The organism is Bradyrhizobium sp. SZCCHNR1053, from assembly GCF_032381235.1.
In the GTDB taxonomy this organism is placed as follows: Bacteria; Pseudomonadota; Alphaproteobacteria; order Rhizobiales; family Xanthobacteraceae; genus Bradyrhizobium.
The window spans coordinates 130,553-155,290 of the sequence record NZ_JAUHJM010000001.1 but is presented as its reverse complement, the minus strand read 5'-3'; the positions used below and the strand labels follow the sequence as shown (position 1 = coordinate 155,290).

Sequence of the window (24,738 nt, the reverse complement as noted above, 5' to 3'; positions counted from 1 at the left end):
AGATCCATTCACGCAGCGATCAGGCCGCGTCTTCGAACTGGGCGTAACCGGACGCCTCGAGCTCCAGCGCGAGCTCCTTGCCGCCGCTCTTCACGACGCGGCCCTTCGACATCACGTGAACGACGTCGGGCACGATGTAGTTCAGCAGCCGCTGATAGTGGGTGATCACGATCATCGAGCGCTCCGGCGAGCGCAGCGCGTTGACGCCGTCGGCGGCGATGCGCAGGGCATCGATGTCGAGACCGGAATCCATCTCGTCGAGGATGCAGAGCGACGGCTGGAACAGCGCCATCTGCAGCACCTCGTTGCGCTTCTTCTCGCCGCCGGAAAAGCCGACATTGACGCCGCGCTTGAGCATGTCCTGCGGAATGCTGAGCGATTTCGAGATCTCGCGCACCTTCCTGAGGAAATCCGGCGTCGAATACTCCTCCTCGCCGCGCGCCTTGCGCTGCGCGTTGAGCGCGGTGCGCAGGAACGTCATGGTCGCGACGCCTGGAATCTCGACCGGATACTGGAACGCCAGGAACACGCCCTTGGCGGCGCGCTCGTCCGGCGCCATCGCCAGGAGATCCTCGCCCTTGAACAGGATCTCGCCGCCGGTGACCTCATAGCCCGGCTTGCCGGCGATGACATGGGAGAGCGTCGACTTGCCGGAGCCGTTCGGCCCCATGATGGCGTGCACCTTGCCGGCGTCGATCGAAAGCGTCAGGCCGTGGAGAATCTCGCGCTCCTCGACGCGGACCTGCAGATTGTTGATTTCGAGTAGTGCCATAATCTGTTTCCGCTCAACGCTTGCCCTGGAGCAACCGATCGATCGGGTCCGAGGGCGGATGATGTTGATGTCAGCAAGAGCGGGCCGCGCCGCGGACCCGCTCCCATGTGGTCTTAGCCGACCGATCCTTCGAGGCTGATCGAGATCAGCTTCTGCGCCTCGACCGCGAACTCCATCGGCAGCTGCTGCAGCACGTCCTTGACGAAGCCGTTGACGACGAGGCCGACCGCCTCCTCCTGCGAAAGGCCGCGCTGGACGCAGTAGAACAGCACGTCCTCGGAGATCTTGGACGTCGTCGCCTCGTGCTCGAAAGTGGCCGAGGAATTCTTGGCCTCGATATAGGGCACGGTGTGCGCGCCGCACTTGTCGCCGATCAGCAGCGAATCGCAGGCGGTGAAGTTGCGCGCGTTGGACGCCTTGCGATGCGCCGTCACCAGGCCGCGATAGGTGTTCTGCGAGCGGCCTGCGGCGATGCCCTTGGAGATGATCCGGCTGGTCGTGTTCTTGCCGAGATGGATCATCTTGGTGCCGCTATCGACCTGCTGATAGCCATTCGAGATCGCGATCGAATAGAATTCACCACGGGAATTGTCGCCGCGCAGGATGCAGCTCGGATATTTCCAGGTGATCGCCGATCCCGTCTCGACCTGGGTCCAGGAGATCTTGGAATTGTCGCCGCGGCAGTCGCCACGCTTGGTGACAAAATTATAGATGCCGCCCTTGCCTTCCGAATTGCCCGGATACCAGTTCTGCACCGTCGAGTACTTGATCTCGGCGTCATCGTGCGCGACCAGCTCGACCACGGCCGCGTGCAGCTGGTTCTCGTCGCGCTGCGGCGCGGTGCAGCCCTCGAGATAGGAAACGTAGGCGCCCTTGTCGGCGATGATCAGCGTGCGCTCGAACTGGCCGGTGTTGCGCTCGTTGATGCGGAAGTAGGTCGACAGCTCCATCGGGCAGCGCACGCCCGGCGGCACGTAGACGAACGAACCGTCGGAGAACACCGCCGAATTCAGCGTCGCATAGAAATTGTCCGAGGTCGGCACCACGCTGCCGAGATATTTCTGCACCAGCTCGGGATGCTCGCGGATGGCTTCCGAGATCGGCATGAAGATCACGCCGGCCTTCCTCAGTTCCTCCTTGAACGTGGTCGCGACCGACACCGAATCGAACACGGCATCGACCGCGATCTTGCGCGTCTCGGGGCTGCCAGCGCCGGGCACCGGCTCGACGCCTTCGAGGATCGCAACCTCGCGCAGGGGAATGCCGAGCTTCTCATAGGTCTTCAGGATCTCAGGATCGATCTCGTCGATCGAGGAGAGCTGCTTCTTCGGCTTCGGCGCCGAGTAGTAGTAGAGATCCTGGAAATCGATCTTGGGATAGTCGACGCGCGCCCAGGTCGGCTCGGTCATGGTCAGCCAGCGGCGATAGGCCTCGAGGCGCCATTCGAGCATCCAGGCGGGCTCGTTCTTCTTGCCCGAGATGAAGCGGACGGTGTCTTCGGAAAGCCCCTTCGGAGCCTTCTCGGATTCGATGACAGTCTCGAACCCATAGCGATATTGGTCGACGTCGATCCGCCTGACGCGGTCGACCGTCTCTTGTACGGCTGGCATTCCATCCTCCGCTCGCGGTTTCAAGGACCGCGGTGGACATCTTCTGGAACCGTCTTACGACGTTTCCTCGACGAAATCACGCCCTTAGAATCGCTCAAGCACGGTTTCGTCGCCTCCTTTAAGTAGGGTCAACGACAGCTTTCGCCAAGCCTGGACGCAACGATCGACCTCCGCCTCCGTGGTGGACCAGCCCAGACTGAGGCGCACCGCTCCCTGGGCCGCTGCGGAACTGGCGCCCATCGCTTCCAGCACATGGGACGGCTGGACCTTGCCGGACGAGCACGCCGAGCCGGAAGACACCGCGATCCCTTCGAGATCGAAGCCGATCACGGCCGTCTCGGCCTTGAGCCCCGGTGCGGTGAACAGCGTCGTGTTCGGAAGCCGCGCCGCTTCGGACGAAAATACCGTTACGCCAGCGGTCTGACGAAGGCCCGCTTCCAGCCGGTCGCGCAGCGCCGTGATCCGGGTCAGGTCTACCTCGCGCGAAGCCAGGGCAGCGCCGGCCGCGGCGCCAAATCCGGCAATTCCGGCCACGTTTTCGGTTCCAGCCCGGCGACCGCGCTCCTGGCCACCACCGCGGAGAACCGGAATCGGCTCCTCCACGCCGGCGCCCAGGACCAGAGCGCCGACGCCCTTGGGTCCGCCGATCTTGTGCGCAGAGATGGTCACAAGGTCCGCGCCCATCTGCTTGATATCGAGGGGTATTTTCCCGAATGCCTGGATCGAATCGACGTGCAGCACGCCGCCCGCTTGGTGCACCATCTCGGCGACTTTCGAAACCGGTTGAAGCACCCCGGTCTCGTTGTTGGCGGCCATGACGGACACCAGCGCCGGCGGCCCGCCGGCCAGCAGGGCTTCCAGGCGGCCGAGATCGACCACGCCGGAGGAGTCGACAGGGATCGTCTGCACCGCTGATGGCGCGAACCGGCCGCCGGCCAGCACCGAGGCATGCTCGACCGCAGACACCAGCAGCCGCTCGACCGGGCCGGCCGGCGCGCGCAGGCCTGGGCTCAAGGCGAGCACATTGGCCTCGGTTCCGCCCGAGGTGAACACCACGCGGCGCGCGACGGTGCCGAGCCCCCGGGCGATCACCTCGCGGGCCTCCTCGGTCAGCCGCCGCGCCTTGCGGCCTTCGGCGTGAACCGACGAGGGATTGCCGACCAGATCCATGGCGGCGAGAATCGCCGCGCGCGCTTGCGGTCGCAGCGGGGTCGTCGCATTCCAGTCGAGATAGATCCTGTCGGCCATGGCTCGTTCTTATCAACTCGGGACACGAACGACCATCGCTCGCCCGCGCCATGATGATGCGCGACGGCCAGCGTGATATCGTCGGGCGCGAGATTGAGATAGCGGGTCCGGTGCCATGAACAAGCTTGTCGGCTCGATGCTGCGTCCGAATGATCGTACCTTCTACGCGATCATGGCCGGGCTCTCGCTCGGCATCGGCGTCGTCAACGCCCTTTCCGCCGCCCACGATGCCGTCAGGCGGGGCGCGGCCTATGATCTGGAAAAGCAGTTGCTGTGGGAAATGACGAGCATTGTCGTCATCATCCTGCTGGCGCCGCTGCTGGTCGCCACCGTTCGTTCCATCCGGCTGGGCCCGGCTGCCATGGCACGTCACATCGCGCTCACAATTGCTGCCGTCGTCGCGTTCTCTGCGCTTCACATGATCGGCATGGTGACGCTGCGCAAGCTGCTGATGTGGACCGCGGGCGGCGCGTACGACTTCCAGCTCTCGCTGGCCACCATCGTGTACGAGTTCCGCAAGGACGTCATGACGGCGCTCCTCATCGGTGGCACGCTCTGGCTGTACGACGGCTATCGCGCGAGCGCTGTCCGAGAGCCGACACGGCGATCCGAGCCTCCTGCCCCTGCCACGCTCTGGCTGCGCGACGGCCCGAGCCGCATCCGCATCTCGCCGGCCGACATCCTGTGGGTCGCCGCGGCCGGCAACTACGTCGAATATGCCATGGCCGACGGCAGGCGGCATCTCATCCGCGGCACCTTGTCGGCCGCCGAGGTCGAGCTCGCCCGCTTCGCGCTCGTCCGCATCCACCGCGGCCGGCTGGTCAACATGGCCCGGGTCGCCGCGCTTTCGGTCCTGCCAACGGGCGATTTCGGCCTGACCTTCGACAACGGACAATCCGTGCAGGGCAGCCGCCGCTATCGCAGCGCCGTTGCGCAGCTGGAGCAGACGGCGTCGCTGCGCTGAACGGCCGGGCTGCAGACGAAAACGCCAGTATTTTCATAGAATTGCAGGCGCATTCGGATGACGTTCCGCGGCCGCTTCGCCCCGCCGCTGTATCGGCGGCCCGGTCTGCATCCCTGCCGCAGCCGCCTTGCCGGGCGTTGAAAATCCTTGCTTTTTGCCCCGCGCTCCATGCTAGAAGGCCAACTTCCAGTCACGCCAGCGCTGCTCCGTCCAAGCGAACGGATGGCGCTCGATCACCACTTTTCCTGCTGATGTCCGCTGCTGATATCTTCGGCGAGGCGCCAGATGAAGCATGGACGAAGTCGGTCGACGCTCTGCCAAGGATTCTCTGATGCCTGAAGTCATCTTCAACGGTCCGGCCGGCCGCCTCGAAGGCCGTTACCATCCGGCGAAGCAGAAGAACGCGCCGATCGCGATGATCCTGCATCCGCATCCGCAGTTCCACGGCACGATGAACCATCAGATCGTGTACCAGTGCTACTATGCCTTCGCGCATCGCGGCTTCTCGGTGCTGCGCTTCAATTTCCGCGGCGTCGGCCGCAGCCAGGGCTCGTTCGACCACGGCACCGGCGAGCTGTCGGATGCGGCGTCCGCGCTCGATTGGGCGCAGACCATCAACCCCGAGGCACGCGCCTGCTGGGTCGCCGGCTTCTCGTTCGGCGCCTGGATCGGCATGCAGCTTTTGATGCGCCGCCCGGAGGTCGAGGGCTTCATCTCGATCGCGCCGCCCGCCAATCTCTACGACTTCTCGTTCCTCGCGCCCTGCCCGTCCTCCGGGCTGATCGTGCATGGCGAGCGCGACGCGGTGGTGCCGCCCAAGGACGTCAACACGCTGGTCGAGAAGCTGAAGACGCAGAAGGGCATCGTGATCGACCAGCAGGTCATCCCCGGCGCCAACCACTTCTTCGACGGCAAGCTCGAGCCACTGATGGAAACCATCACCGCCTATCTCGACATGCGCCTCGCCAATGTGAGGTGAGGTCGGTACGTCGCTGCAAAGCCCTCGATCTGTAGGGTGGGCAAAGGCGCGTCCGACACTCCGTCAACGCGGATGGTCGCAACGCGCCGTGCCCACCATCTTCATTTGGCGGCTCGGAGACGATGGTGGGCACGCCTGCGGCTTTGCCCACCCTACGAACTACGAACTGTCGCCACATCCTCCGCCGTCATCACCCACGCAGGCGGGTGATCCAGTACGCCGCGGCTTCTCAGTTCGTCACCGGCGTCTCGGAATACTTGATCGTCCGCCTGCGCGGACGATGACGCTGTGAGTGGAGCCGGCACCTTCCATGACAACGTCGTGCCTCTCTACGCCGCCTGCTTCAACAAATACGCATCGTGCCGCGCGAGGAACGCGCGCAGCAGCTGCGGATAGTCGGCGCTGACCGCCGTCCTCACGCTCGGCCGCTGCGCGAGTTGATCGCGCCACGCCCGAACCTTCGGCGTGGACGCAAAGATGCCGAGATCACCGTACGCATCGAACACATCGAAGTAGCGGAAGATCGGCGCGAACACGGCGTCGACCAGGCTGAAACGCGCGCCGGCAAAATACGGCCCCTCGCCCAGCGCATCCTCGACGCGAGCAAACTTCGCCGTCAACGCCTCGCGCTTGGCCGCGAACAATGCGGCATCCTGCGTCGTCTCCAGGCCCCAGAGATCGCCGAGGATCGCAGAGCCGAACTCCATCCAGGCCCGATGCTGCGCGCGGACCAGCGCGTCCTCGGGATGCAGCCTCACAGCCGGCTGCGTGTCCTCGATGTACTCGCAGATCACGTTGCTCTCGAACAGCGCGACTTCGCCCTGGCCTAAGGGTACCACCAGCACCAGCACCGGCACCTTGCCGAGCGGCGAGATCTTCAGGAACCAGTCGGGCTTGTTGGCGAGATCGATGTCGATCCGCTCGAATGCGACGCCCTTCTCGGTGAGCGCAATGACGGCGCGTTGCACATAGGGGCAGAGCTTGTGGCTGATCAGCTTCAGGACAGGCGCCATGACATCCTCGACAGTTTGATGCAGATGCATCAAACTAGATGCACGCGCATCGAACTGTCAAGGTTCATGCAATTGCATGAATCAAGGGCGAGCAATCACCCCGCCGGTCATCGGAAACGGCACGCCTGTGGTGGTGGGATAGCTCAGCGGCAGGCCCTTCATGCCGCGGACCGCCAGGAAGCCGAACGCCTGGGCCTCGATGGCGTCCGCCGACCAGCCCAGCGCATCGGCCGATTCGACGCTCGCCGGCGCGACACGCTCGCGCAGCATCCGCATCATGGTATGGTTGCGGGCGCCGCCGCCGCAGACGATCCAGCTCGCCGGCGGCTTCGGCAGCAGCGGGATGATGCGGGCAATCGCTGCGGCCGTGAACGCCGTCAGGGTCGCGGCCCCGTCCGCCGGCTTCACATCGCCCAGCTTCAGCGCGGCAAAATCGTTGCGGTCGAGAGATTTCGGCGGCGGCAGCGCGAAAAAGGGCATTTCCAGCGCGCTGGTGATCCAGGCCTCGTCCGGGTTGCCCTGCTCCGCCACGCGGCCATCCTGATCGAATGCTTGGCCCGTGGTCCGGTGCATGAAGTCGTCGAGCAGCGCATTACCGGGACCGGTGTCGCAGGCGATCAGCACGTCGTCGCCGTCGATATAGGTGATGTTGGAGACGCCGCCGATATTGACGACGGCGATCGGCCCCGCGCGCGACAGCGATTGCGCCAGGGCGCGGTGATAGACCGGCACGAACGGCGCGCCCTGCCCGCCGAAATCGACGTCGGCAGCGCGGAAATCGTGCATCACCGGGATATGGACGGACTTGGCGAGCGCGGCCGCGTCGCCGATCTGCACGGTCAGGCGGCGTTCGGGGCGGTGCAGCACAGTCTGGCCGTGAAAGCCGATGATATCGATGTCCTCGGGCTTGAGCCGGTGCTGCGCCAGGAACGCGGCGACCGCCTCGGCATGCGCCACCGTCACGACGCGCTCGGCGTCGCGCACCCGTCCGGGGCGCGCATCGCGCCGCTCGATCTGCACCGCATCGGCGAGCGCCTCGCGCAGCAGGCTGCGCTCCGCGGCGCTATAGGCCCGGTAGCCCGAGGGACCGAGGCTCTTGATCTGCCGCCCATCGGTCTCGATGAGGGCCACGTCCACCCCGTCGAGCGAGGTGCCACTCATGAGGCCAAGTGCGGTCAGAATCATTGCAGTCGAACCTAAAAACCCTGCCCTGCTTGCCAAGTACGGCCGATTTGAGGTCCCGCCCAGGCCGTGCACATGCTTGTACAAGCCCGGCGCATCTTATAATGCCACAACGCCCGTATCCGTGGCATGTGCCCCCCGCACGTCCCCGCGACAAGCGGTCAATACCGTAAACAAATGCTCAGAGTCGCCGACAATGACTGGCTTCAAGTCTGATTTCCTGAACGTGCTGCAGAGCCGCGGGTTCATTCATCAGTGCTCGGATTTCGAGGGGCTGGATGCCCTCGCCGCCAAGGGCCAGGCGACCGCCTATGTCGGCTATGACTGCACCGCACGCTCGCTGCACATCGGCAACTTCCTGACCATGATGATGCTGTACTGGCTGCAGCAGACCGGGAACAAGCCGATCACCCTGATGGGCGGCGGTACGACGATGGTCGGCGATCCCTCCGGCAAGGACGAGACCCGGGCGATGCGCACGGTCGAGGAGATCGAGGCCAACAAGGCGTCGATCCGCGGCGTGTTCGCCAAGGTGCTGCGCTACGGCGATGGCGCGACCGACGCCATCATGCTCGACAATGCCGAATGGCTGACGCAGCTGAAATGGATCGAGATGCTGCGCGACATCGGCCGGCACTTCTCGGTCAACCGCATGCTGACCATGGATTCGGTCAAGCTGCGGCTCGAGCGCGAGCAGGAGATGAGCTTCATCGAGTTCAACTACATGGTCTGCCAGGCCTACGACTTCGTCGAGCTGGCGCGGCGCACCGGCTGCCGGCTGCAGATGGGCGGCTCCGATCAGTGGGGCAACATCGTCAACGGCGTCGAGCTCGGCCGCCGCATGGGCACCGAGCAGCTGTTCGCGCTGACCACGCCGCTCTTGACCACCGCGTCCGGCGCCAAGATGGGCAAGACCGCGCAGGGCGCGATCTGGCTCAATGCCGACCAGTGCAGCCCGTATGATTTCTGGCAGTACTGGCGCAACACCGAGGACGCCGACGTCGTCAAGTTCCTCAAGCTGTTCACCACGCTGCCGCTGTCCGAAATCGAGAAGCTCGCTGCACTGCAGGGCGCCGAGATCAACGAGGCCAAGAAGGCACTGGCCGATGCGGCCACCACCTTGCTGCATGGCGAAGAGGCGGCGCGCACCGCTGCCGAGACCGCCCGCCGCACCTTCGAGGAAGGCGCCATCGCCGAGAACCTGCCGACGGTCGAGGTGCCGCAGGCCGAGCTCGACGCTGGCCTTGGCGTGCTCAACGCCTTCGTCAAGGCCGGCCTCGTGGCTTCCAACGGCGAGGCGCGGCGGCAGATCAAGGGCGGTGGCCTGCGCGTCAACGACGTTGCGGTCACCGACGAGAAGATGGCGCTGACGCCGGCGGCGCTGACCAGCGAGGGCGTGATCAAGCTGTCGCTGGGCAAGAAGCGCCACGTGCTGGTCAAGCCTGCATAGCCGCATTCCTTTTTGCCTGCTTGTCAGGGAAGGCCGAAAGGCGCTCCCTGACGGCATGACGATCAGCGCGCCGCGAGAGCCTGCGCAAGCCGAGGAAACCCCGACAGCTCCACCACGAGTGCGCATGGCGTTCGTGGTGCTGGGTCTCTGCTTTGCGCTGTCGGTGATCGGCCGCGGGCTGGGAGAAAGCTTCACCGTCTTTCTCAAGCCGATCTCCGACAGCTTCGGCTGGGATCGTTCCGAGGTCGTCTCGATCTATTCGCTGACGGCGCTCGCCGGCGGCCTCGCCGCTCCGCTGATCGGGCGGCTGTTCGACCACTCCGGACCACGCGCCGTCTATGCGCTCGGCCTCCTGCTGCTTGGTTCAGCCTTCACGGCCGCCGCGCACGCGCAGGCGCTGTGGCAATTCCAGATCAGCATCGGCCTGTGCGTCGGCATCGGCATCGCGCTGATCGGCAACGTCCCCAACTCGATCCTGCTGGGCCGCTGGTTCGGCAAGAAGCTGCCGACCGCGATGGCGATGATCTATTCCGCCACCGGCGCCGGCGTGCTGATCCTGCTGCCGGGCTCACAACTGCTGATCGACGCGATCGGGTGGCGCAGCACATATCAGGCGTTCGGCGCCGCCGCCTTCATTCTGCTGGTGCCGCTGGCGCTGCTGCCCTGGCGGCTGTTTGCCGCCGGCGCGCCCCACATCACCAGGCCCGTCGCCGACGAGCTCGCCGACGATGCCTGGACCTTGTCGCGGGCGCTACGTCATCACGCCTTCTGGGCGTTGTTCTCGACCTTCTTCTTCACCGCCGTTGGCATGTATGCGATCGCGCCGCAGGTCGTCGCCTATCTGATCGACGCCGGCTTCGCGCCGCTGCAGGCCGCCACCGCCTGGGGCTTCTCGGGCGTGGTGCTGCTGTTCGGCATGCTCGGCGTCTCGGCCCTCGATGGGCTGATCGGCCGACGGCCGTCGGTGCTGTTCTCCTACGCCGTATCGATCGCAGGAATCCTGATGCTGTGGGCGTTGCAATTCTCGCCGAACATCTTCCTGCTCACCGGCTTCGTCGTCTGCTTCGGCAGCATGATCGGCTCGCGCGGACCGCTCCTGTCGGCCACCGCGATGAAGATCTTCCGCGGCAAGCGGCTCGGCACCATCTACGGCACCATCACGATCGGCAGCGGGCTCGGATCCGCGCTGGGATCGTGGAGCGGCGGCGTCATCCACGATCTCACCCACGGCTACGATGCCGTCATTCTGCTCGCGCTCGTGAGCGTCGTCATCGGGATGATCCCGTTCCTCGTGGTTCCTGCCCTCCGCACGTAGTTGCGGTCGGGCCATCCGCGCACGATGTGCTGGGACGCGCCTGATTGCCGCGTCAGTCCACATAATGGACTCGGCTCGACAGATTCGCATTCATGATTAGTAAGCAGCTTGATGATAGTTGTTCCGGCAACAACAACGAAGAGGACGCCGTGACACTGCTCAGCCGCATGAAGTTCCGCACCAAGCTTGCAAGCATGGTGATCCTTGCGATCGCGACGGTGATCGCGATCGTGGCCGTCTCCGGTTGGCTCAGCCGCGCGCGCATGCTGGAGGACCGCATCACCCAGATGCATACGGCGGTCGACCTCGTCTACGGCCTCGCGGAGACGCTGCAGACGGAGGTCGCGGCAGGAAAGATGTCGGTGGAGGAGGCCAAGAACAAGTTCCGCTATCTTGCGCGACGGATGACGTTCAACAACGGCCAGGGATATCCGATCGCCTACAACGCGTCCGATTCGGCGCTTCTTCTGAACGCCGCCAACGAGAAGCTGGAAGGCAAGATCCTCGGCACCAAGGACGCCAACGGCGTCATGATCGCCGATGCGCAGATCAAGGCTGCGCAGCAGAAACCCGAAGGCAGCACGACGTCCTATCTCTATCCCCGGCCCGGCCAGACCGAGCCGCTCAGGAAGGTCGTCTTCGTCCGCAGCTTCGCGCCGTGGAACATCGTCATGAGCTACGGGCTCTATGTCGACGACATCGAGGCGGATGTCTATGCACTGCTGATGCGGCTCGCGGGGATCGGCGCGGCGCTGCTTGTGCTGCTCGGCCTCCTGTCCTTCCTGATCTCGCACAACGTGGTCGGCGGGCTGCATCGGCTGAAGGATCGCATGCAGGATATCGCCGGCGGGCGGCTCGAGCAGCCGGTGGCCGAGACCGAGCGTGGCGACGAGATCGGCCGCATGGCCGAGACCCTGGAGGTGCTGCGCAAGACGGCGATCACCGCGCGCATGCTGGAGCAGGAGCAGGCCGCATCCAAGCAGCGCAGCGAAGCGGACAAGCGCGACGCGCTGATTGCGATGGCCGACCGCTTCGATGCCTCCGTCGGCCAGCTCGTCGCCCTGATGGCGTCCGGCGCCGGAGAGCTCGAGGCGACGGCAAAATCGATGACCGGCACGGCAGAGAGCACCAATGCGCGCGCCACCGCCGTCAGCTCCGCGGCGACGGAAGCGAGCTCGCGCGTGCAGACGGTCGCCACCGCTGCGGAGGAGCTGACCTCGTCGATCACCGAGATCAGCCGTCAGGTCGCCCAATCCGCCGAGGTCACCGGACGCGCCGTCGAAAGCGCGCGCCACACCGACGGGATCGTTCGCGCACTGGCCGACGGCGCCAAGCAGATCGAGCACGTTGCCGAGTTGATCTCCAGCATCGCGGGCCAGACCAACCTGCTGGCGCTCAACGCCACGATCGAGGCCGCGCGCGCCGGCGAAGCCGGCCGCGGCTTCGCCGTGGTCGCAGCGGAGGTGAAGAGCCTGGCCAGCCAGACCGCGCAGGCCACGCAGGAGATCGGCGACCGCATCGCCCAGATCCAGAACGCGACCAGGGAAGCGGTCGGCGCGCTCGACGGCATCACCCTGACCATCGAGGAGGTGTCGGCGATCGCCGCGACGATCGGATCGGCGATCGAGGAGCAGGGAACCGCCACGGCGGAGATCGCGCGCAACGTCACCCAGACGGCGCAGGCCACCCGCGAGGTCACCGCCAACATCGGCGGCGTCTCGACGGCGGCCAATGAGACCGGAAGCGCCGCCGGCCACGTGCTGATCGCCGCCGGCAACCTCTCCAAGCAGGCCGAGCAGCTCTCCCGCGAGGTCGACACCTTCCTTGCGGGCGTCAGAGCCGCCTGACCGCTTCGATCCGCCACAACGGCGTCGCCAAACGCTGACGCGGCCAGCGGCGTCAATTGTTCGGCGGCAGCTCCGCCGGCGGGTATTGCTGCCTGCCGGTGTTGAAGTCCATGATCTTGCGCGTCACGCCCGGCAGCATGGCCGAGATCGGATTGATGCGCACCACCGGCTGGCTCGGCGTGCCGACGACCTCGTAGGTCACGCCGAACAGCCCCTCATTGCTGCCGCCGAGGAACAGGCCGACGATCGGGATCTGGTTGAACATGTTGTTCAGCCCGTACAGCGGCACGATCGTGCCCGAAGCCCGGACCTGGTTGACGTTGTAGTCGATGCTGCCCTCGATGGTCAGGCCGAGCGTCGGTCCCTTGACCACGCCGTCGCGGATCGAGAGCAGCCCGTTCTGCCGCGTGAACTCCGCGCGCAGCATGGTGAAGGCGATGCCTTGCGAGGCGCCCTGTGCGGCGCCTGAGGCAGCGCGATCCAGCGCCTGCTCACCCCTGACGGTGAAGTTGCGAACGATCGCCAGGCCCTCCTTGGGGCTGGTGTCGGCCGTCGGCGGCTCCATCGCAAGCTCCAGCTCGCCGCCTGCCATCTTGGAATAGGTGTCGGCGAACCGCAGCAGCGCGCCGGCATCATTGGTCACCAGATAGATCACCTCGCGGCCCTGGCGGCGTGCCCGCGGATCGGCGCTGGGCGCCTCGCGGCCGATGCGCAGGTCGGCCGTCACCGGCGTGTCGCGGCCGACCTTTCCGCTCAGATTGAAGCTCTTGAAGGCACCGCCGCGCCTGGAGAGCTTGACGTCGACGCTGCGCAGCGCCTCGCCGTTGAAGCCGGCGACGGCGCCAAGCTTGACCTCGGCGTCGAAGTCGAGGTTCGAGCGCGCCTTGTTCTTGTCGGCGTCCTTGTTGGTGCCCGAGATCGCCGACTTCAGGAAGCCGCGGCCGTCGAACACGTCGCCACGCATCGACAGCTTCAGCACGCCGTCCTGGCCGCGCTCGGCCTTGAGCTGCGTCTTGTCGCCTTCCGACGGCGAATAGGTCGGGAAGTTGGCGTTCATCAGGTCGCCGTTCTGGTCGACTTCCAGCGAGCCCTTGATGGAGACGCCGCCGCCTTCGATGCTGATGTCCTCGAAGCGTGTCGATTGCTGCTTGGCGACAACGTTGAAGGTGGCCTTCCCCGATTTGCCCGGATTCTTCACCCAGCCCGGCAGCAGGTTGTCGAGCTTGAGCTGGGTCAGATCGGCCTCGACGCCGATGCGGCTGTCGCGATCGCTGGAGCCCGCGATCTTGCCATTGAGCTTGAGCGGCACGTTGCCGGTGATCGCGGTGCCCAGATCCATGCCGAGCCGGGCCCGGCTGGCATCGTCGAGGATCGCCTGCATCTTGATGTCGGCGTCGCCCTCGGTCGGCTTGCGATAGTCGAGCGTGGCCGGCTGGCCGTTGATCTTGACGTCGCCCTTCACCTGATAGCCGGCGGTGTTGGCCACGATCTTGAGCGTGTTGGCCTCGAGCTTCTGGTTCATCACCAGCTTGTCGGCGGCAAAGCCGTTGAGATCGGCCGTGACCGCGTAACTGGTGTCGGCCTTGGTCAGTTCGCCCTTGACCGGCATCGCGAGATTGACGCTGGCCTGGAACGTTCCCTTGGTCTGGTTGGGATCGATCGGCATCGACGACAGATCGTTGAGCCGGTCGGAGGCGAGGATCTCGGCGGCAGCGGCGACCTGACCTTCGACGCGCATGCGTACCCGCGACGGCGACGGCTTCGGCGCCATGTCCGGCACTTCGAACACGACGTCGGAGAAGTTGAGCTTGCGTCCGGCCGGCGTATCCGCGACGCCCTGCCCGATCGTCACCGTCGCGGTGCGGCCGGTGACATGCGCCTTCACGTCGGCATCGCGCACCGACGGCAGGCCGTCGACCGGATGCACGGTGACATTGGTGGCGACGATGTTGACGTCGAGACCATCGTCGGGAATCGGCGGCCCCTTGCGCGGCAGGTTGCGCGTCGGCGAATTGACCGCGACATCGATCCGCTGCACCGAGCCGCGTTCGATGCGCTCGATGATCCAGGCCCGCACCTCCGGCACGATCAGCGCCGGCCAGATCCGCTTCATCGCCAGCGCGGGCATCGGCGTCGCCGCGAAGCCGAGCTTCAGCCGCGGCTCGCCGGCATATTCGACGCTGCCGGTGCCGGCGACGCCGATCTCGCCGTTGGACACCTCGGCCTGCGTCAGCAGCACGCGCTTGCCCTCGGTGTCGAAGCGGAAGTTGATCGAGATGCGGTTGAAGATCAGCGGCGGCTCGTTTTCGATGGCGCCGAGCAGAATGGTGCCGCCGTTGAGACCCAGCCGCCAGTCGTTTGCGGTGTCGTTCGGCGGCTCGAGATTGGCGTTGAGCGTGACGCGGTTGGCGCCCGAGATCACCTTCAACGGCGCGATCAGCACGCGGCGCCCGGCGTCCCATTCCATGCTGATCTCGGCGGAATCGATCGCCATCGGATAGTCGGGCGTATCGGTGTCGATGATCTTGCCCGCGCCGATGTTGATCTTGCCGCGCAGATAGGTCGGCAGCCCGTCGCGCGCGAGCTCGCCCTTGATCTCGCCGCTCATGGGCAGGTCCGCCATGTAGGTGAGATCCTTGAGCCGCATCGCCAGCAGGATGTTGCTGGTGGAGACCTTGTCGGCCTTGATGTCGACCGTGCGCACGCCGTTGGCCTGCGGCCCGACCAGGATGCGCAGCTGCCACGGCTTGGCGCCCTCTTCGCCGAGGCTCAGCGCCACCCCGCCGCCGGACGGCCGGCGCAGGCTGAGGCTGATGTTCTCGAACGTCCATTTGTTGCCGCGCTGCTGGTCGTCGACGACCAGCACGCCGTTCTTCAACCCGATCTCGTTCAGGTTCTGGCCATCGAGCCCGGTCAGGCTGAGGCTGTCGAGCCAGTCGAGGCCGGCCAGCAGGCCGTTCTGGGGAGCGGCCGGCGCGGCAGTCGCAGGCAAAGTCGAAGTGGTCGGTGCTGACGGCTGCGAGCCGGCCTGCGGTCCCGGCGCATTGGGCGGTGGCGCGGCCTGTCCCGGCCGCGGGAATGTCGGCGGCAGGCCGGCGTCGCGCTTGGAGGCGACGCCCGTCGCCAGCGGCTTGTTGGTCTCACCCGTCGATACGGTGACGGTGCCGTCCGGCGTGATGCGGATCGCAAGCTCGGCGTCGACCAGCTTGAGGCTCTCGGCGCGCAGCTGGCCCATCAGCAGCGCAGCGCCGGACAGCCGCACCTCGGCCTTGGGCGCGCTGGCGACGATGGCGTGATCCTGATCGCGCACGATGATATCGCGGATCCGGACCGCGATCCGGATCCGGCCGGCGCGCTCGATCTGGGTGCCGCCGACCTCGACGGTGTTGCCGTGGCCGATATTGTCCTCGATCGCCGCCGCGAGCCACGGCGTCGCCAGATCGAGGCTGATCGGGCCCGCACCCAGCCGCAGCCACAGGCCGGCGAAGCCGAGCCCCACGAGCAGCATCAGCGATGCCAAGGTGACGACGACCCGCTTGACCATGCGGCCGCCCGGCACACGCGGGCGCGATCCGCCGAATCGACCGGTGCTCTCGCCCGAATCGGACCGCGACAACAGGCGGCGGGCGCGCTGCCCAGCCCTCTCGTCGGGCTCGGCGGCGGCCTCGTACTGGTCGGCCACATCCCAGTCGGCCTCATCCCACTGTTGGCCCTGGGTGTCCGCTTGCAGATGGGGCCGGTGGGGTGATGTCTGTCTTGCCATTGCCTCTCGGTGCCGGCCCCTCGTGTCCGAAACATTTCGTGTCAATCTGGCCTCGGCCAGGTTGGTCGCCGGTGTAGCCCCGCCCGTTCACGCAGCGCGCGTGCTCACTGCCGGCAGGGCCCGATCCCCCAATGATCCCGTCACGCTTCGGCGGGAGCTGTCAACACGCCTGCCGGCGGTACGCCGGCGGCGCGGACGACGCGCGAAATCCCCGTCACCATACCCCACCGCCGTCAGGTTTGCCCACCTGCTCGCGCCAGCGGACCGGCGCCGCTCCACCGCCGGACGAAATTTTTGGTGGAGCGTCTGATCCGGACGGTACGAGAGTCGTCATTGCACTGTGCTCGACTGCGCTGGTGCTCACGCCTGCTGGTAGCCATGATCTTCTCTTCATCGCAAGAGGCGTGATCCCCTGCGCGCCGCGAAGCACGGATGCCAGATCGATCCCGGGACACCGGACAAGAACCGAGATACTTTCATTTTTGAGCCGCCGAAAGCGACGAAAGGAAGGCGTATGTCAAAGGAATCACAAAAGAAATCCTCCAACCCGGCGTCCTACGGGGCGATTGACGGGAACCGGCTCGCCACCGCGGCCAAGAAGGCGACCAAGAAGACGGCCAAACCGGCATTGACGAAAGCCGCCAAGACGACCTCCGCAAAGACCGCGACGACCAAAGCCGCGCCCACCAAAACCGGGGCGGCGAAGGCCAAGCCCGCGACGCCGGCTGCGGCCGGAACGGGCCTCGCCGAGGGCGCCAAGGCGCCCGCCTTCAAGCTGCCGCGCGATGGCGGCGGAACCGTCTCGCTGGCCGACTATGCCGGCCGGAAGCTCGTGCTGTTCTTCTATCCCAAGGCCAATACGCCCGGCTGCACCAAGGAGGCGATCGACTTCACCCGCCTGTCGAAGGACTTCGCCGCCGCCGGCGCCGCCGTGCTCGGCGTCTCCGCCGATTCGGTCAAGGCACAGGACAATTTCCGCGACAAGCACGATCTCGCCGTGCCCCTGATCTCGGACGAGACGCACGAGATGCTGGGGGCCTACGGCGCCTGGGGCGAGAAGTCGCTCTATGGCCGCAAGTTCCTCGGCATCATCCGAAGCACCATCCTGATCGGCGCCGACGGCCGCGTCGCCAAGATGTGGCGCAACGTCAAGGTCGACGGCCACGCCGATGCGGTGCTGGCGGCGACGCGCGCGCTCTGAGAATGCGCCTGACGGCGTTGGCGGAAAATTAACCATGCAGAGGTCAAATCGCTCCCGTAAATGACGCCGCTGGAATGACGATCTCCGGCCGGCGCGGGAGTGCCGATGTCGTATCGTTCCGGCCATCACGCCGAATATCCCCAGCACCATCCTCATGATCGCGGGCACGCCCACCACCATCGGCGTGCACCCGTCAGCCATCCGGCGCAGGTCGCGGCCGCATCGCAGGGCGACTACACGCTGGTGCATGCCGGCAAGCAGGTGCGCATCGGCCCCGTGGTGTTCTGGATCGTGGTCGGCACCGTCAGCCTGCTCGGCCTCTGGTCGGCGGCGACCGCGACCTATTTCGCCTTCCGCGACGACGTGCTGACGCGGCTGATCGCGCGCCAGGCCGAGATGCAATACGCCTATGAGGACCGCATCGCCGAGCTGCGCGCCAAGGTCGACCGCGCCACCAGCCGCCAGCTGCTCGACCAGGAACAGTTCGACCAGAAGCTCGACCAGATTCTGAAGCGCCAGACCGCGCTCGAAGGTCGCGCCACCGCGCTGGGTAGCATGCCCGACGTCACCGGCTCGATCCGTCTGCCGGCGCGCGGACCCGCGGCAACCGAGTCGGCGTCGTCCGCGCCAAAACCGTCGCCGATCAGCGACACCGTGATCTTCACCGCGCCGCCGGACCGCGAGGCCCGGCTCGAATCGCGCAGCCCCGTGATGGCGAATGCGCAGCCGAACCCATCGACCAAGCTCGCCGGCGTCGACAGCGTGCTGACGCGGCTGACGCGCTCGCTCGACCAGGTCGAGGCGCGGCAGATCGCGATGCTGTCCTCGGCCGAGGAGACGCTGGAATCGAAGCTGCGGCGGATGCGCGGCGTCATCACCGACCTCGGCCTCGACATGGGCCAGCTCGAGGCGGCCGCGCCGAAGGGCGGCATGGGCGGCCCGTTCGTGCCGGTCAAGCTCGGCGCCGAATCCGGTCCGTTCGAGCGTCAGCTCTACCGCATCAGCATCACCCGCGCCCAGGTCGAGAAGATGAACCGCGCGCTGTCGCTGGTACCCTATCGCAAGCCGGTCATCGGCGAGGTCGAGTTCACCTCCGGCTTCGGCGTGCGCTCGGATCCGTTCGTCGGCCGCCCCGCGATGCATACCGGTCTCGACTTCCGTGCTGCCACCGGCGATCCGGTTCGCGTGACCGCGAACGGCAAGGTGGTCAATGCCGGCTGGGCCGGCGGCTATGGCCGCATGGTCGAGGTCGATCACGGCAACGGCCTCTCCACCCGCTACGGCCATCTCTCCGAGATCAACGTCAAGATCGGCCAGCAGGTGAAGATCGGCGACATCATCGGCGAGGTCGGCTCGACCGGCCGCTCGACCGGCCCGCATCTGCACTACGAGACCCGCATCGACGGCGAAGCCGTCGACCCGCAGAAATTCTTGCGCGCGGGGATCAGGTTGAGCGCTGGCTGATCAGCCCGCCACCAGCGCATCCAGAAAGCGCGACAGGTCGTCCCACAGTTCGCCCGGCTCCTCGAGTCCGATGCTGAGCCGCACCAATCCTTCCGCGGCATTCCACGGCCGCACCGTGCGGTCGGCGACCACATCCATCGGCGCGATCAGGCTGTGGGTGCCGCCCCAGGAGGCGCCGATCGCGAACAGGCGGACATGGCCGAGCGCCGGATTAATTCGCGCCGTGAACTCCGGCTTGATCACCAGGCTGAACACCGTGCTCGCGGCCTTGAAGTCGCGCGCGAAGATCTCGTGGCCGGGACAGGACGGCAGCGCCGGATGCAGCACGCGCGCGACCGCCGGCGCGGCCTGCAGGCGCTCGGCGAACTCGCGCGCGACCCGGCCGGAATGCGCCATGCGCACGCCCATCGTCTCGATGCCGCGCAGCGCCAGCGCCGCCTCGTCCGGCGAGACGCCGATGCCGAGCACGCCGAGCACCTCCTTCAGCGCTTTGCGCAGGCCGAGATCCCCAACCGTGATCGAGCCGAGCAGCAGGTCGGAATGACCGCCGACATATTTGGTCAGCGCCTCCACTGCGAAATCGACGCCATGCGCCAGCGGCTTGAACAGCAGCGGGCTCGCCCAGGTGTTGTCGCAACCGGTGAGCACGCCCCGCGCCCGCGCGGCCCGCGCGATCGCCGGCACGTCCTGCACCTCCATCGTGCCCGAGCCCGGCGACTCCAGCCAGACCAGCTTGGTGCTGGCGTCGATGAGATCGGCGATCCCGGCGCCGATCAGCGGATCATAGACGCGATGCGCGATGCCGCGCGAGGCGAGATAATTGGCGCACAGATGCCGCACCGGCGGATAGACGTGATCGGGGATCAGCACGGTGTCGCCGGGCTTGAGCACGGCGAGCATCGTGATCGCGACCGCGGCCTGTCCGGACGGCACCAGCACCGTGCGCTCGCCGCCATGCAGCGCGGTGATCTGCGCTTCCAGCGTCCGTGTCGTCGGCGTGCCGTGCAGGCCATAGGTGTAGCCGTCGAGGCCGCGCGCGGCGCGCCCGGCAAAGTCCTGCGGATCGTCATAGACGATGGTCGAGGCGCGATAGGTGGGAACGGCCAGCGACGTGAAGCCGTCATGCGACACGGCAGGATGTTGAACGCAGCGGGTGAGATCGTGCATGGACACCTCGTGAGACAATGCGTGCAGCCATCGTAACGCAAATGCGCGAGGTCAGGGGGGGCGGTTTCGATAACCGAAACTGGGGAGTGACCGATCCAACTGAGAAGAGGCCGGCCGCTTGGCGAAAGGTCATCTTGGGGCACCGTCATTGCGAGGAGCGAAGCGACGAAGCAATCCAGAGTCGCACTCGCAGCCCTGGATTGCTTCGCTTCGCTCGCAATGACGGCTGATCGACCGCCATAACGGACGCCTATTTCAGCGCCTGTGAGACGCGCCGCAGCGCCTCGTCGAGTTCGGGCAACGCGAGCACGCCAAAGCCGAGACGGAATACCCGCGCCTCGTCGCCGAACCACGATCCCGGACCGACGCGAGTCTCGCGATCGGCCAGCTCGCGATGAAAGCGCGCCACCGCCGCGTCCTCGAACATCTCGCGCCTGAGCCTGATGCAGCACAGCGCGCCCGCATCCGGCCTGATCCATTCGAGCAGGCGGGCATGGGCGGCAACGAAGCCGGCGGTGCGCGCCAGACCCTCGGCAAGATGACGGCGCCGCTCGCGCATGATCCCGTCGAGATTCCGCAGGATCGATCGCGCGATCGCCTCATCGACGACCGAGTTCGATATCGTGGTGTTGAACTTGCCGAGCACGAGCTGTGCGCGCAGCGCCTCGTCCCGCGTGATCACCCATCCGGTGCGGATGCCCGGCGCGCCATGGCATTTCGAGAACGACGCGCAGCTGATGATGCGCCGATCCAGCGCGACGACGCTCGGACGCGGCTCCGCCTCGCCATGCACGGCCTCGCGATAGGTCTCGTCGACCAGCAGGAACGCATCGGGGCAGATCTCGTCCATCGCCGCGAGCACCTCGCGCAGCTCGGCATCGGACAGCGCCACGCCGGACGGATTCTGCGGCGAGGCCAGGCTGACCAGCCGCGTCCGCGCCGTCAGCAACGAGCGCAGGCGGCCGACATCGAGACGATAGCCGTCATCGAAATGCAGCGGCAGGTCGAGAACGCGCAGGCCCACCGACGCAAGCACGTTGCGCGCGTTGGGAAACGCAGGACGTCCGATCACGACCTCAGCGCCGGGCGCGCTGAGAACGAAGGCCGTCAGGAACAGCGCCTGCATGGCGCCGACGGTGGTGATGACGTCGTCAGCGCCGACACCATGTCGCGCGGCGATCAGCTCGCGCAGCTCGAGGTGGCCTTCGGTCGGACCATAGCTCAGCACAACATCCGTCAGCGCGTCGCCGAGCCCGTCCGCGAGCAGCTCGTCAAGCCCAAGATCCGGGCCGATGCTCTCGGCGAGATCGTAGCGGACCGGCTGCGAGGTCAAGCTGATGATGTCGTTGTACGGGAAACGGCTGGGCACGTGCGGCATGGCTGAGCTCCGAGTGATGCGCTCAAGCTACCGCCCGGGGGGCTGGGGATGACAGATACAGAGACGCCCGATTGCCACCAGTACAGATTTGCGATTGGATGATCTGTATGGACCAGCGCACCCCGTCTTCGCCGCTCTACGAAGCCCTCGCCGGCCACCTCACGGCGCTGGTCGACGACAACGTCCTGCGTCCGGGCATGCGCGCGCCCTCGGTGCGCGCCTTCGCCGCCCAGCACGGCGTCAGTCTGACCACGGCGGTGCAGGCCTATCGCCTGCTGGAAGATCGCGGCGTGCTCGAAGCCCGGCCGAAATCCGGCTTCTACGTCACGCAGCGGAGCCACCGGCAGCGCGCGCTGCCGACCGCGTCGCAGCCGCCGCAGCGCGCCAACCCGGTGGCCGTCTCCAGTCCCGTCTTCAGCGTGCTCGCCTTTGCCGGCGACCCGACCTATGCGCCGCTGGGCTGCGCCCTCCCGAGCGCCGACCTGCTCGCCGCCGAGCGGCTCGACCGTCATCTCGCCCGCTGCGCCCGCGTCCATGGCCGCCACTACAACATCTACGCCGATCCGCATGGCGATGCCGAGCTGCGCGCGCAGATCTCCGCGCGCGCACTGCGCCTCGGCCACGCCGTGCCGCCCGATGGCGTCCTCATCACCAACGGCTGCACCGAGGCGCTGAACATCGCCTTGAGCGTCACCACCCGGCCGGGCGACGCGGTCGCGATCGAATCCCCGACCTATTTCGGCCTGCTCCAGGTGCTCGAAGCCCGCGGCCTGCGCGCGCTGGAGCTGCCGACCGATCCGACCCGTGGCGTCGACGTCGCCGCGCTCGACAAGGCGCTCGGCGCGCGCCGCGTCGCCGCCTGCCTGCTCGCCTCGAGCTTCAACAATCCGCTGGGCACGCGCACCGACGATGCCAGCAAGGCCGCCATCATCCGCGTGCTCACGCGCCACGGCGTGCCGCTGATCGAGGACGACATCTACGGCGACATCAGCTTCGGCGACGACCGGCCGCGCCCATTCGCCGCGATCGCCCCGAAGGCCGACATCATCCTGTGCAGCTCGTTCTCGAAGACCATCGCGCCGGGCTATCGCATCGGCTGGCTCGCCTCCAACCGCCGCCACGATCAGATCCTTGCCGCGAAGTTCGCGCTGTCGCTGAGCGGCGCGGCCTTGCCGCAGAAGGCGATGGCGGACTTCCTCGGCTCCGGCGGCTACGACGCCCATCTGCGGCGCATCCGCAAGGTGTTCGCCGCCAACATGGACCGCATGCGCCGCACTGTCGACCGCAGCTTCCCCAAGGAGACGCGGATGACCGACCCCAGAGGCGGCTTCGTGCTCTGGCTGGAGCTGCCCGCGGATTTCAATTCCGACGCACTTTATGACCACGCCATCCGCGAACGCATCTGCTTCGTGCCCGGCAGCCTGTTCACGGCGACATCAGATTATCGCAACTGCCTGCGGCTGAGCTGCAGCCACGACTGGGACGCACGCATCGAGCGCAGCGTCGAACGGCTGGGGGAGCTGGCTCATGAGCCGCTCGCCTAGACACCGTTTCCTGAGAGCCGGCAATTGATGGGCGGTGGAAGTCTGGCCGTCTCCACCCTCGCCATGCTCCGCGAAAGCGGAGCATCCAGTATTCCGCGGCAGAAGATGCGAACCGCGACGTCTCGGCGTACTGGATCGTCCGCCTTCGCGGACGATGACAGCGATGGTTCAATCATGGATCTGCGCGAGCGGTCAGTTCAGCCCCGCCTAGCGCTTGGCCGGCAGCACGAACACTTGGCCGGGATAGATCAGATCGGGCCGGCGGATCTGCTCGCGGTTGGCACGGTAGATGACCGCATAGCGCGTGCCCTCGCCGAGCAGGCGCCGGCTGATGTGCCACAGACTGTCGCCGCGCGACACGGTGATCGTCCTGGCGCCACCGCCGCGGGCGGGTGATGCCGCCATGTCCTTGAGGTCGGCCGGCGATGCCGCCGCAAGCTGCGTGCGCGCGCCTGGAGCGCTTGCGCTCGCGGGAGCGGCTGCGCTCCCCTGGCCGGCGGCCGCGGGCAGCGAGGCCGTGGTCAGCGTCTCCGGTACGTTCAAAGGCACTTCCGCGCGGGCCTGAACCGTGCCCGACTTGGCATCCACCTCGTCGAGCCGCAACCGGTCCTTGCTGCCCCAGGCGGCGTCCTTGATGGTCGCCGCGAGACGACCGTCAGCACCGGCAATGGCCGAGCTGACCAGGCGATCGTTGAGATAGAGCCGCACCGTCGCGCCGGGCCGGGCCCGTCCACTGACGCGCAGATTTCCGTTCGGCTCGAAGTCCACGGCCTCTATCGCCACGGCCTGAGGCGTCGCCCCCTCAGGCTTCGACAGCACGCGGGTCGGCTGGTCCGGCGCGATCAACGCGACCGTAGGCGGTTGCTTTCGGGCGTCGACCACGACGGCCACGCTCTGCTTGGATGACACCTCGCGGCCGTCGAGCTGCCGTGACCGCAGGGTCAGGTCGAACGCTCCAGCCGGCAAGGGAGGCGGAACCATGGAGAATTGTCCCGATCGATCGGCAACCGTTTGCGCATGCGGCTCGCCGTTGCGCAGCAGTTCGACGGTCGCGCCGGGCGCGGCCCGGCCTGCGACCACGGTCTCCCCCGAGGGCTCCACGCTGACCACGTCGAACGACGGCTCGTCGCTGTCGAGAGCGGCTGGCGCGACCGGCGCCAACAGCGCTGCCAGACCGCTAGCCTGTTGCCGGGCAGTCGCCAGCGCGGCCGCAGCTTGCTTCGCGCCGCCCGGGTCTGCCGGCTCCTGCTCCACCACCGCGCGGCCCGGAGCCGCTGGGGCAGACGCCGCTCGCGGTGCTGCAGCATCCGTCGGGCTTGCGGCCGACAGCTCACGCTTGAAGATCGAAAGGTCGAGATCGATACCAGGCGCCAGCACGATCGCGGCAGCGCCCGCCGCGAGCGCGGCCACGAAACCGCCTGCCCAAAACACGCCTCGACTGATTCCGGTGCTCATGCGTAGCTCCGTCCTGTTCGCGGCGAACACGGAGACGACGGCTCCGCCAGCAGGATGCTCGGTTCGCTCTTAGCACCATGTTCGCCGAAACGCCATCATTCGGCTGAACGGGCCCATGCTCGGCATCATCCCCTTTAGCCGAATACCCCCACGCCATTTTGCTGTTTCTTTTTTCCAGAAATCATGTATGATCTCCCCATCCCGCCTCGTTGCGAGGGGCGTACGCGTCGTCACGGACGTTGGGGCGGGCTGCGGTGGACGTGGGCTGCGATGCACGACGGGCATGGCCGCTCGCGGACGACGAAGTCGCGTGGTCCTGGCGCCCCGATGCTGGCGCTAAGTTCGTGCCGGTGCCGATAAAGTCACGGCGCGGATGACGGGGGCAA

General features: G+C 66.7%; 17 protein-coding genes. 8 read left to right on the top strand and 9 right to left on the bottom strand.

Translation table 11 applies throughout. The features are described from left to right. Nucleotides 1-19: 19 nt before the first annotated feature. From sufC to QX051_RS00720, 3 genes are all read right to left on the bottom strand, one after another. On the bottom strand, nt 20-772 hold the full coding sequence (gene sufC / locus QX051_RS00730; protein ID WP_315712154.1) for a Fe-S cluster assembly ATPase SufC: 753 nt from the start codon (nt 770-772) through the stop codon (nt 20-22). Between the two features lie 113 nt (nt 773-885). Beyond that, nucleotides 886-2,382, bottom strand: coding sequence for a Fe-S cluster assembly protein SufB (gene sufB / locus QX051_RS00725; RefSeq protein WP_315737805.1), 1,497 nt, complete (start codon nt 2,380-2,382; stop codon nt 886-888). An 84-nt stretch (nt 2,383-2,466) separates the two neighbouring features. Then, complete coding sequence (locus QX051_RS00720; RefSeq protein WP_315774657.1) at nt 2,467-3,630, bottom strand: cysteine desulfurase family protein; 1,164 nt, start codon at nt 3,628-3,630, stop codon at nt 2,467-2,469. A 115-nt stretch (nt 3,631-3,745) separates the two neighbouring features. On the opposite strand from QX051_RS00720, the gene QX051_RS00715 reads away from it, so the two are divergent. Continuing rightward, nucleotides 3,746-4,594: a LytTR family DNA-binding domain-containing protein gene (locus QX051_RS00715; RefSeq protein WP_315774656.1), complete on the top strand. Its 849-nt coding sequence runs from the start codon at nt 3,746-3,748 to the stop codon at nt 4,592-4,594. 331 nt (nt 4,595-4,925) lie between these two features. Further along, nucleotides 4,926-5,573 carry an alpha/beta hydrolase gene (locus QX051_RS00710; RefSeq protein ID WP_008971476.1) on the top strand — a complete coding sequence of 216 codons (648 nt, stop codon included), beginning with the start codon at nt 4,926-4,928 and terminating at the stop codon, nt 5,571-5,573. A 329-nt stretch (nt 5,574-5,902) separates the two neighbouring features. On the opposite strand, the gene QX051_RS00705 is transcribed toward QX051_RS00710, so the two are convergent. Next, a complete protein-coding gene (locus QX051_RS00705) occupies nt 5,903-6,586 on the bottom strand; it encodes a glutathione S-transferase family protein (RefSeq protein WP_315774655.1) in 684 nt (227 codons plus the stop codon). An 81-nt stretch (nt 6,587-6,667) separates the two neighbouring features. Next, entirely contained in the window at nt 6,668-7,771 is a 1,104-nt protein-coding gene (locus tag QX051_RS00700; RefSeq protein ID WP_315737801.1) for an anhydro-N-acetylmuramic acid kinase, read from the bottom strand. Nucleotides 7,772-7,964: 193 nt separating this feature from the next. On the opposite strand from QX051_RS00700, the gene tyrS reads away from it, so the two are divergent. The 3 genes from tyrS (at nt 7,965) to QX051_RS00685 (ending at nt 12,380) form a co-directional block, all read left to right on the top strand. Beyond that, nucleotides 7,965-9,218, top strand: coding sequence for a tyrosine--tRNA ligase (tyrS, locus tag QX051_RS00695; protein ID WP_315774653.1), 1,254 nt, complete (start codon nt 7,965-7,967; stop codon nt 9,216-9,218). Between the two features lie 55 nt (nt 9,219-9,273). After that, nucleotides 9,274-10,533, top strand: coding sequence for an MFS transporter (locus tag QX051_RS00690; RefSeq protein WP_315774652.1), 1,260 nt, complete (start codon nt 9,274-9,276; stop codon nt 10,531-10,533). 149 nt (nt 10,534-10,682) lie between these two features. Next, the gene (locus QX051_RS00685) at nt 10,683-12,380 is read left to right on the top strand and encodes a methyl-accepting chemotaxis protein (RefSeq protein ID WP_315774651.1); all 1,698 of its coding nucleotides are present in this window, start codon (nt 10,683-10,685) and stop codon (nt 12,378-12,380) included. Between the two features lie 52 nt (nt 12,381-12,432). On the opposite strand, the gene QX051_RS00680 is transcribed toward QX051_RS00685, so the two are convergent. Then, nucleotides 12,433-16,143 (bottom strand): DUF3971 domain-containing protein, encoded by a 3,711-nt coding sequence (locus tag QX051_RS00680; RefSeq protein WP_315774650.1) that lies wholly within the window; start codon nt 16,141-16,143, stop codon nt 12,433-12,435. A 514-nt stretch (nt 16,144-16,657) separates the two neighbouring features. On the opposite strand from QX051_RS00680, the gene QX051_RS00675 reads away from it, so the two are divergent. After that, nucleotides 16,658-17,344: a peroxiredoxin gene (locus tag QX051_RS00675; RefSeq protein ID WP_315774649.1), complete on the top strand. Its 687-nt coding sequence runs from the start codon at nt 16,658-16,660 to the stop codon at nt 17,342-17,344. Between the two features lie 105 nt (nt 17,345-17,449). Continuing rightward, the gene (locus QX051_RS00670; protein WP_315774648.1) at nt 17,450-18,808 is read left to right on the top strand and encodes a peptidoglycan DD-metalloendopeptidase family protein; all 1,359 of its coding nucleotides are present in this window, start codon (nt 17,450-17,452) and stop codon (nt 18,806-18,808) included. On the opposite strand, the gene QX051_RS00665 is transcribed toward QX051_RS00670, so the two are convergent. Together QX051_RS00665 and QX051_RS00660 are read right to left on the bottom strand one after the other, a co-directional pair. Beyond that, a complete protein-coding gene (locus QX051_RS00665) occupies nt 18,809-19,975 on the bottom strand; it encodes a trans-sulfuration enzyme family protein (RefSeq protein ID WP_315737794.1) in 1,167 nt (388 codons plus the stop codon). 250 nt (nt 19,976-20,225) lie between these two features. Then, nucleotides 20,226-21,353 (bottom strand): pyridoxal phosphate-dependent aminotransferase, encoded by a 1,128-nt coding sequence (locus QX051_RS00660; protein WP_315774646.1) that lies wholly within the window; start codon nt 21,351-21,353, stop codon nt 20,226-20,228. Between the two features lie 107 nt (nt 21,354-21,460). Between QX051_RS00660 and QX051_RS00655 the strand changes: the two genes are divergently transcribed. Further along, complete coding sequence (locus tag QX051_RS00655; protein ID WP_315774645.1) at nt 21,461-22,897, top strand: PLP-dependent aminotransferase family protein; 1,437 nt, start codon at nt 21,461-21,463, stop codon at nt 22,895-22,897. A gap of 207 nt (nt 22,898-23,104) precedes the next feature. Here the strand turns inward: QX051_RS00655 and QX051_RS00650 are convergent, their stop codons facing one another. Further along, on the bottom strand, nt 23,105-24,352 hold the full coding sequence (locus QX051_RS00650; RefSeq protein WP_315774644.1) for a LysM peptidoglycan-binding domain-containing protein: 1,248 nt from the start codon (nt 24,350-24,352) through the stop codon (nt 23,105-23,107). Between the last annotated feature and the right edge of the window lie 386 nt (nt 24,353-24,738).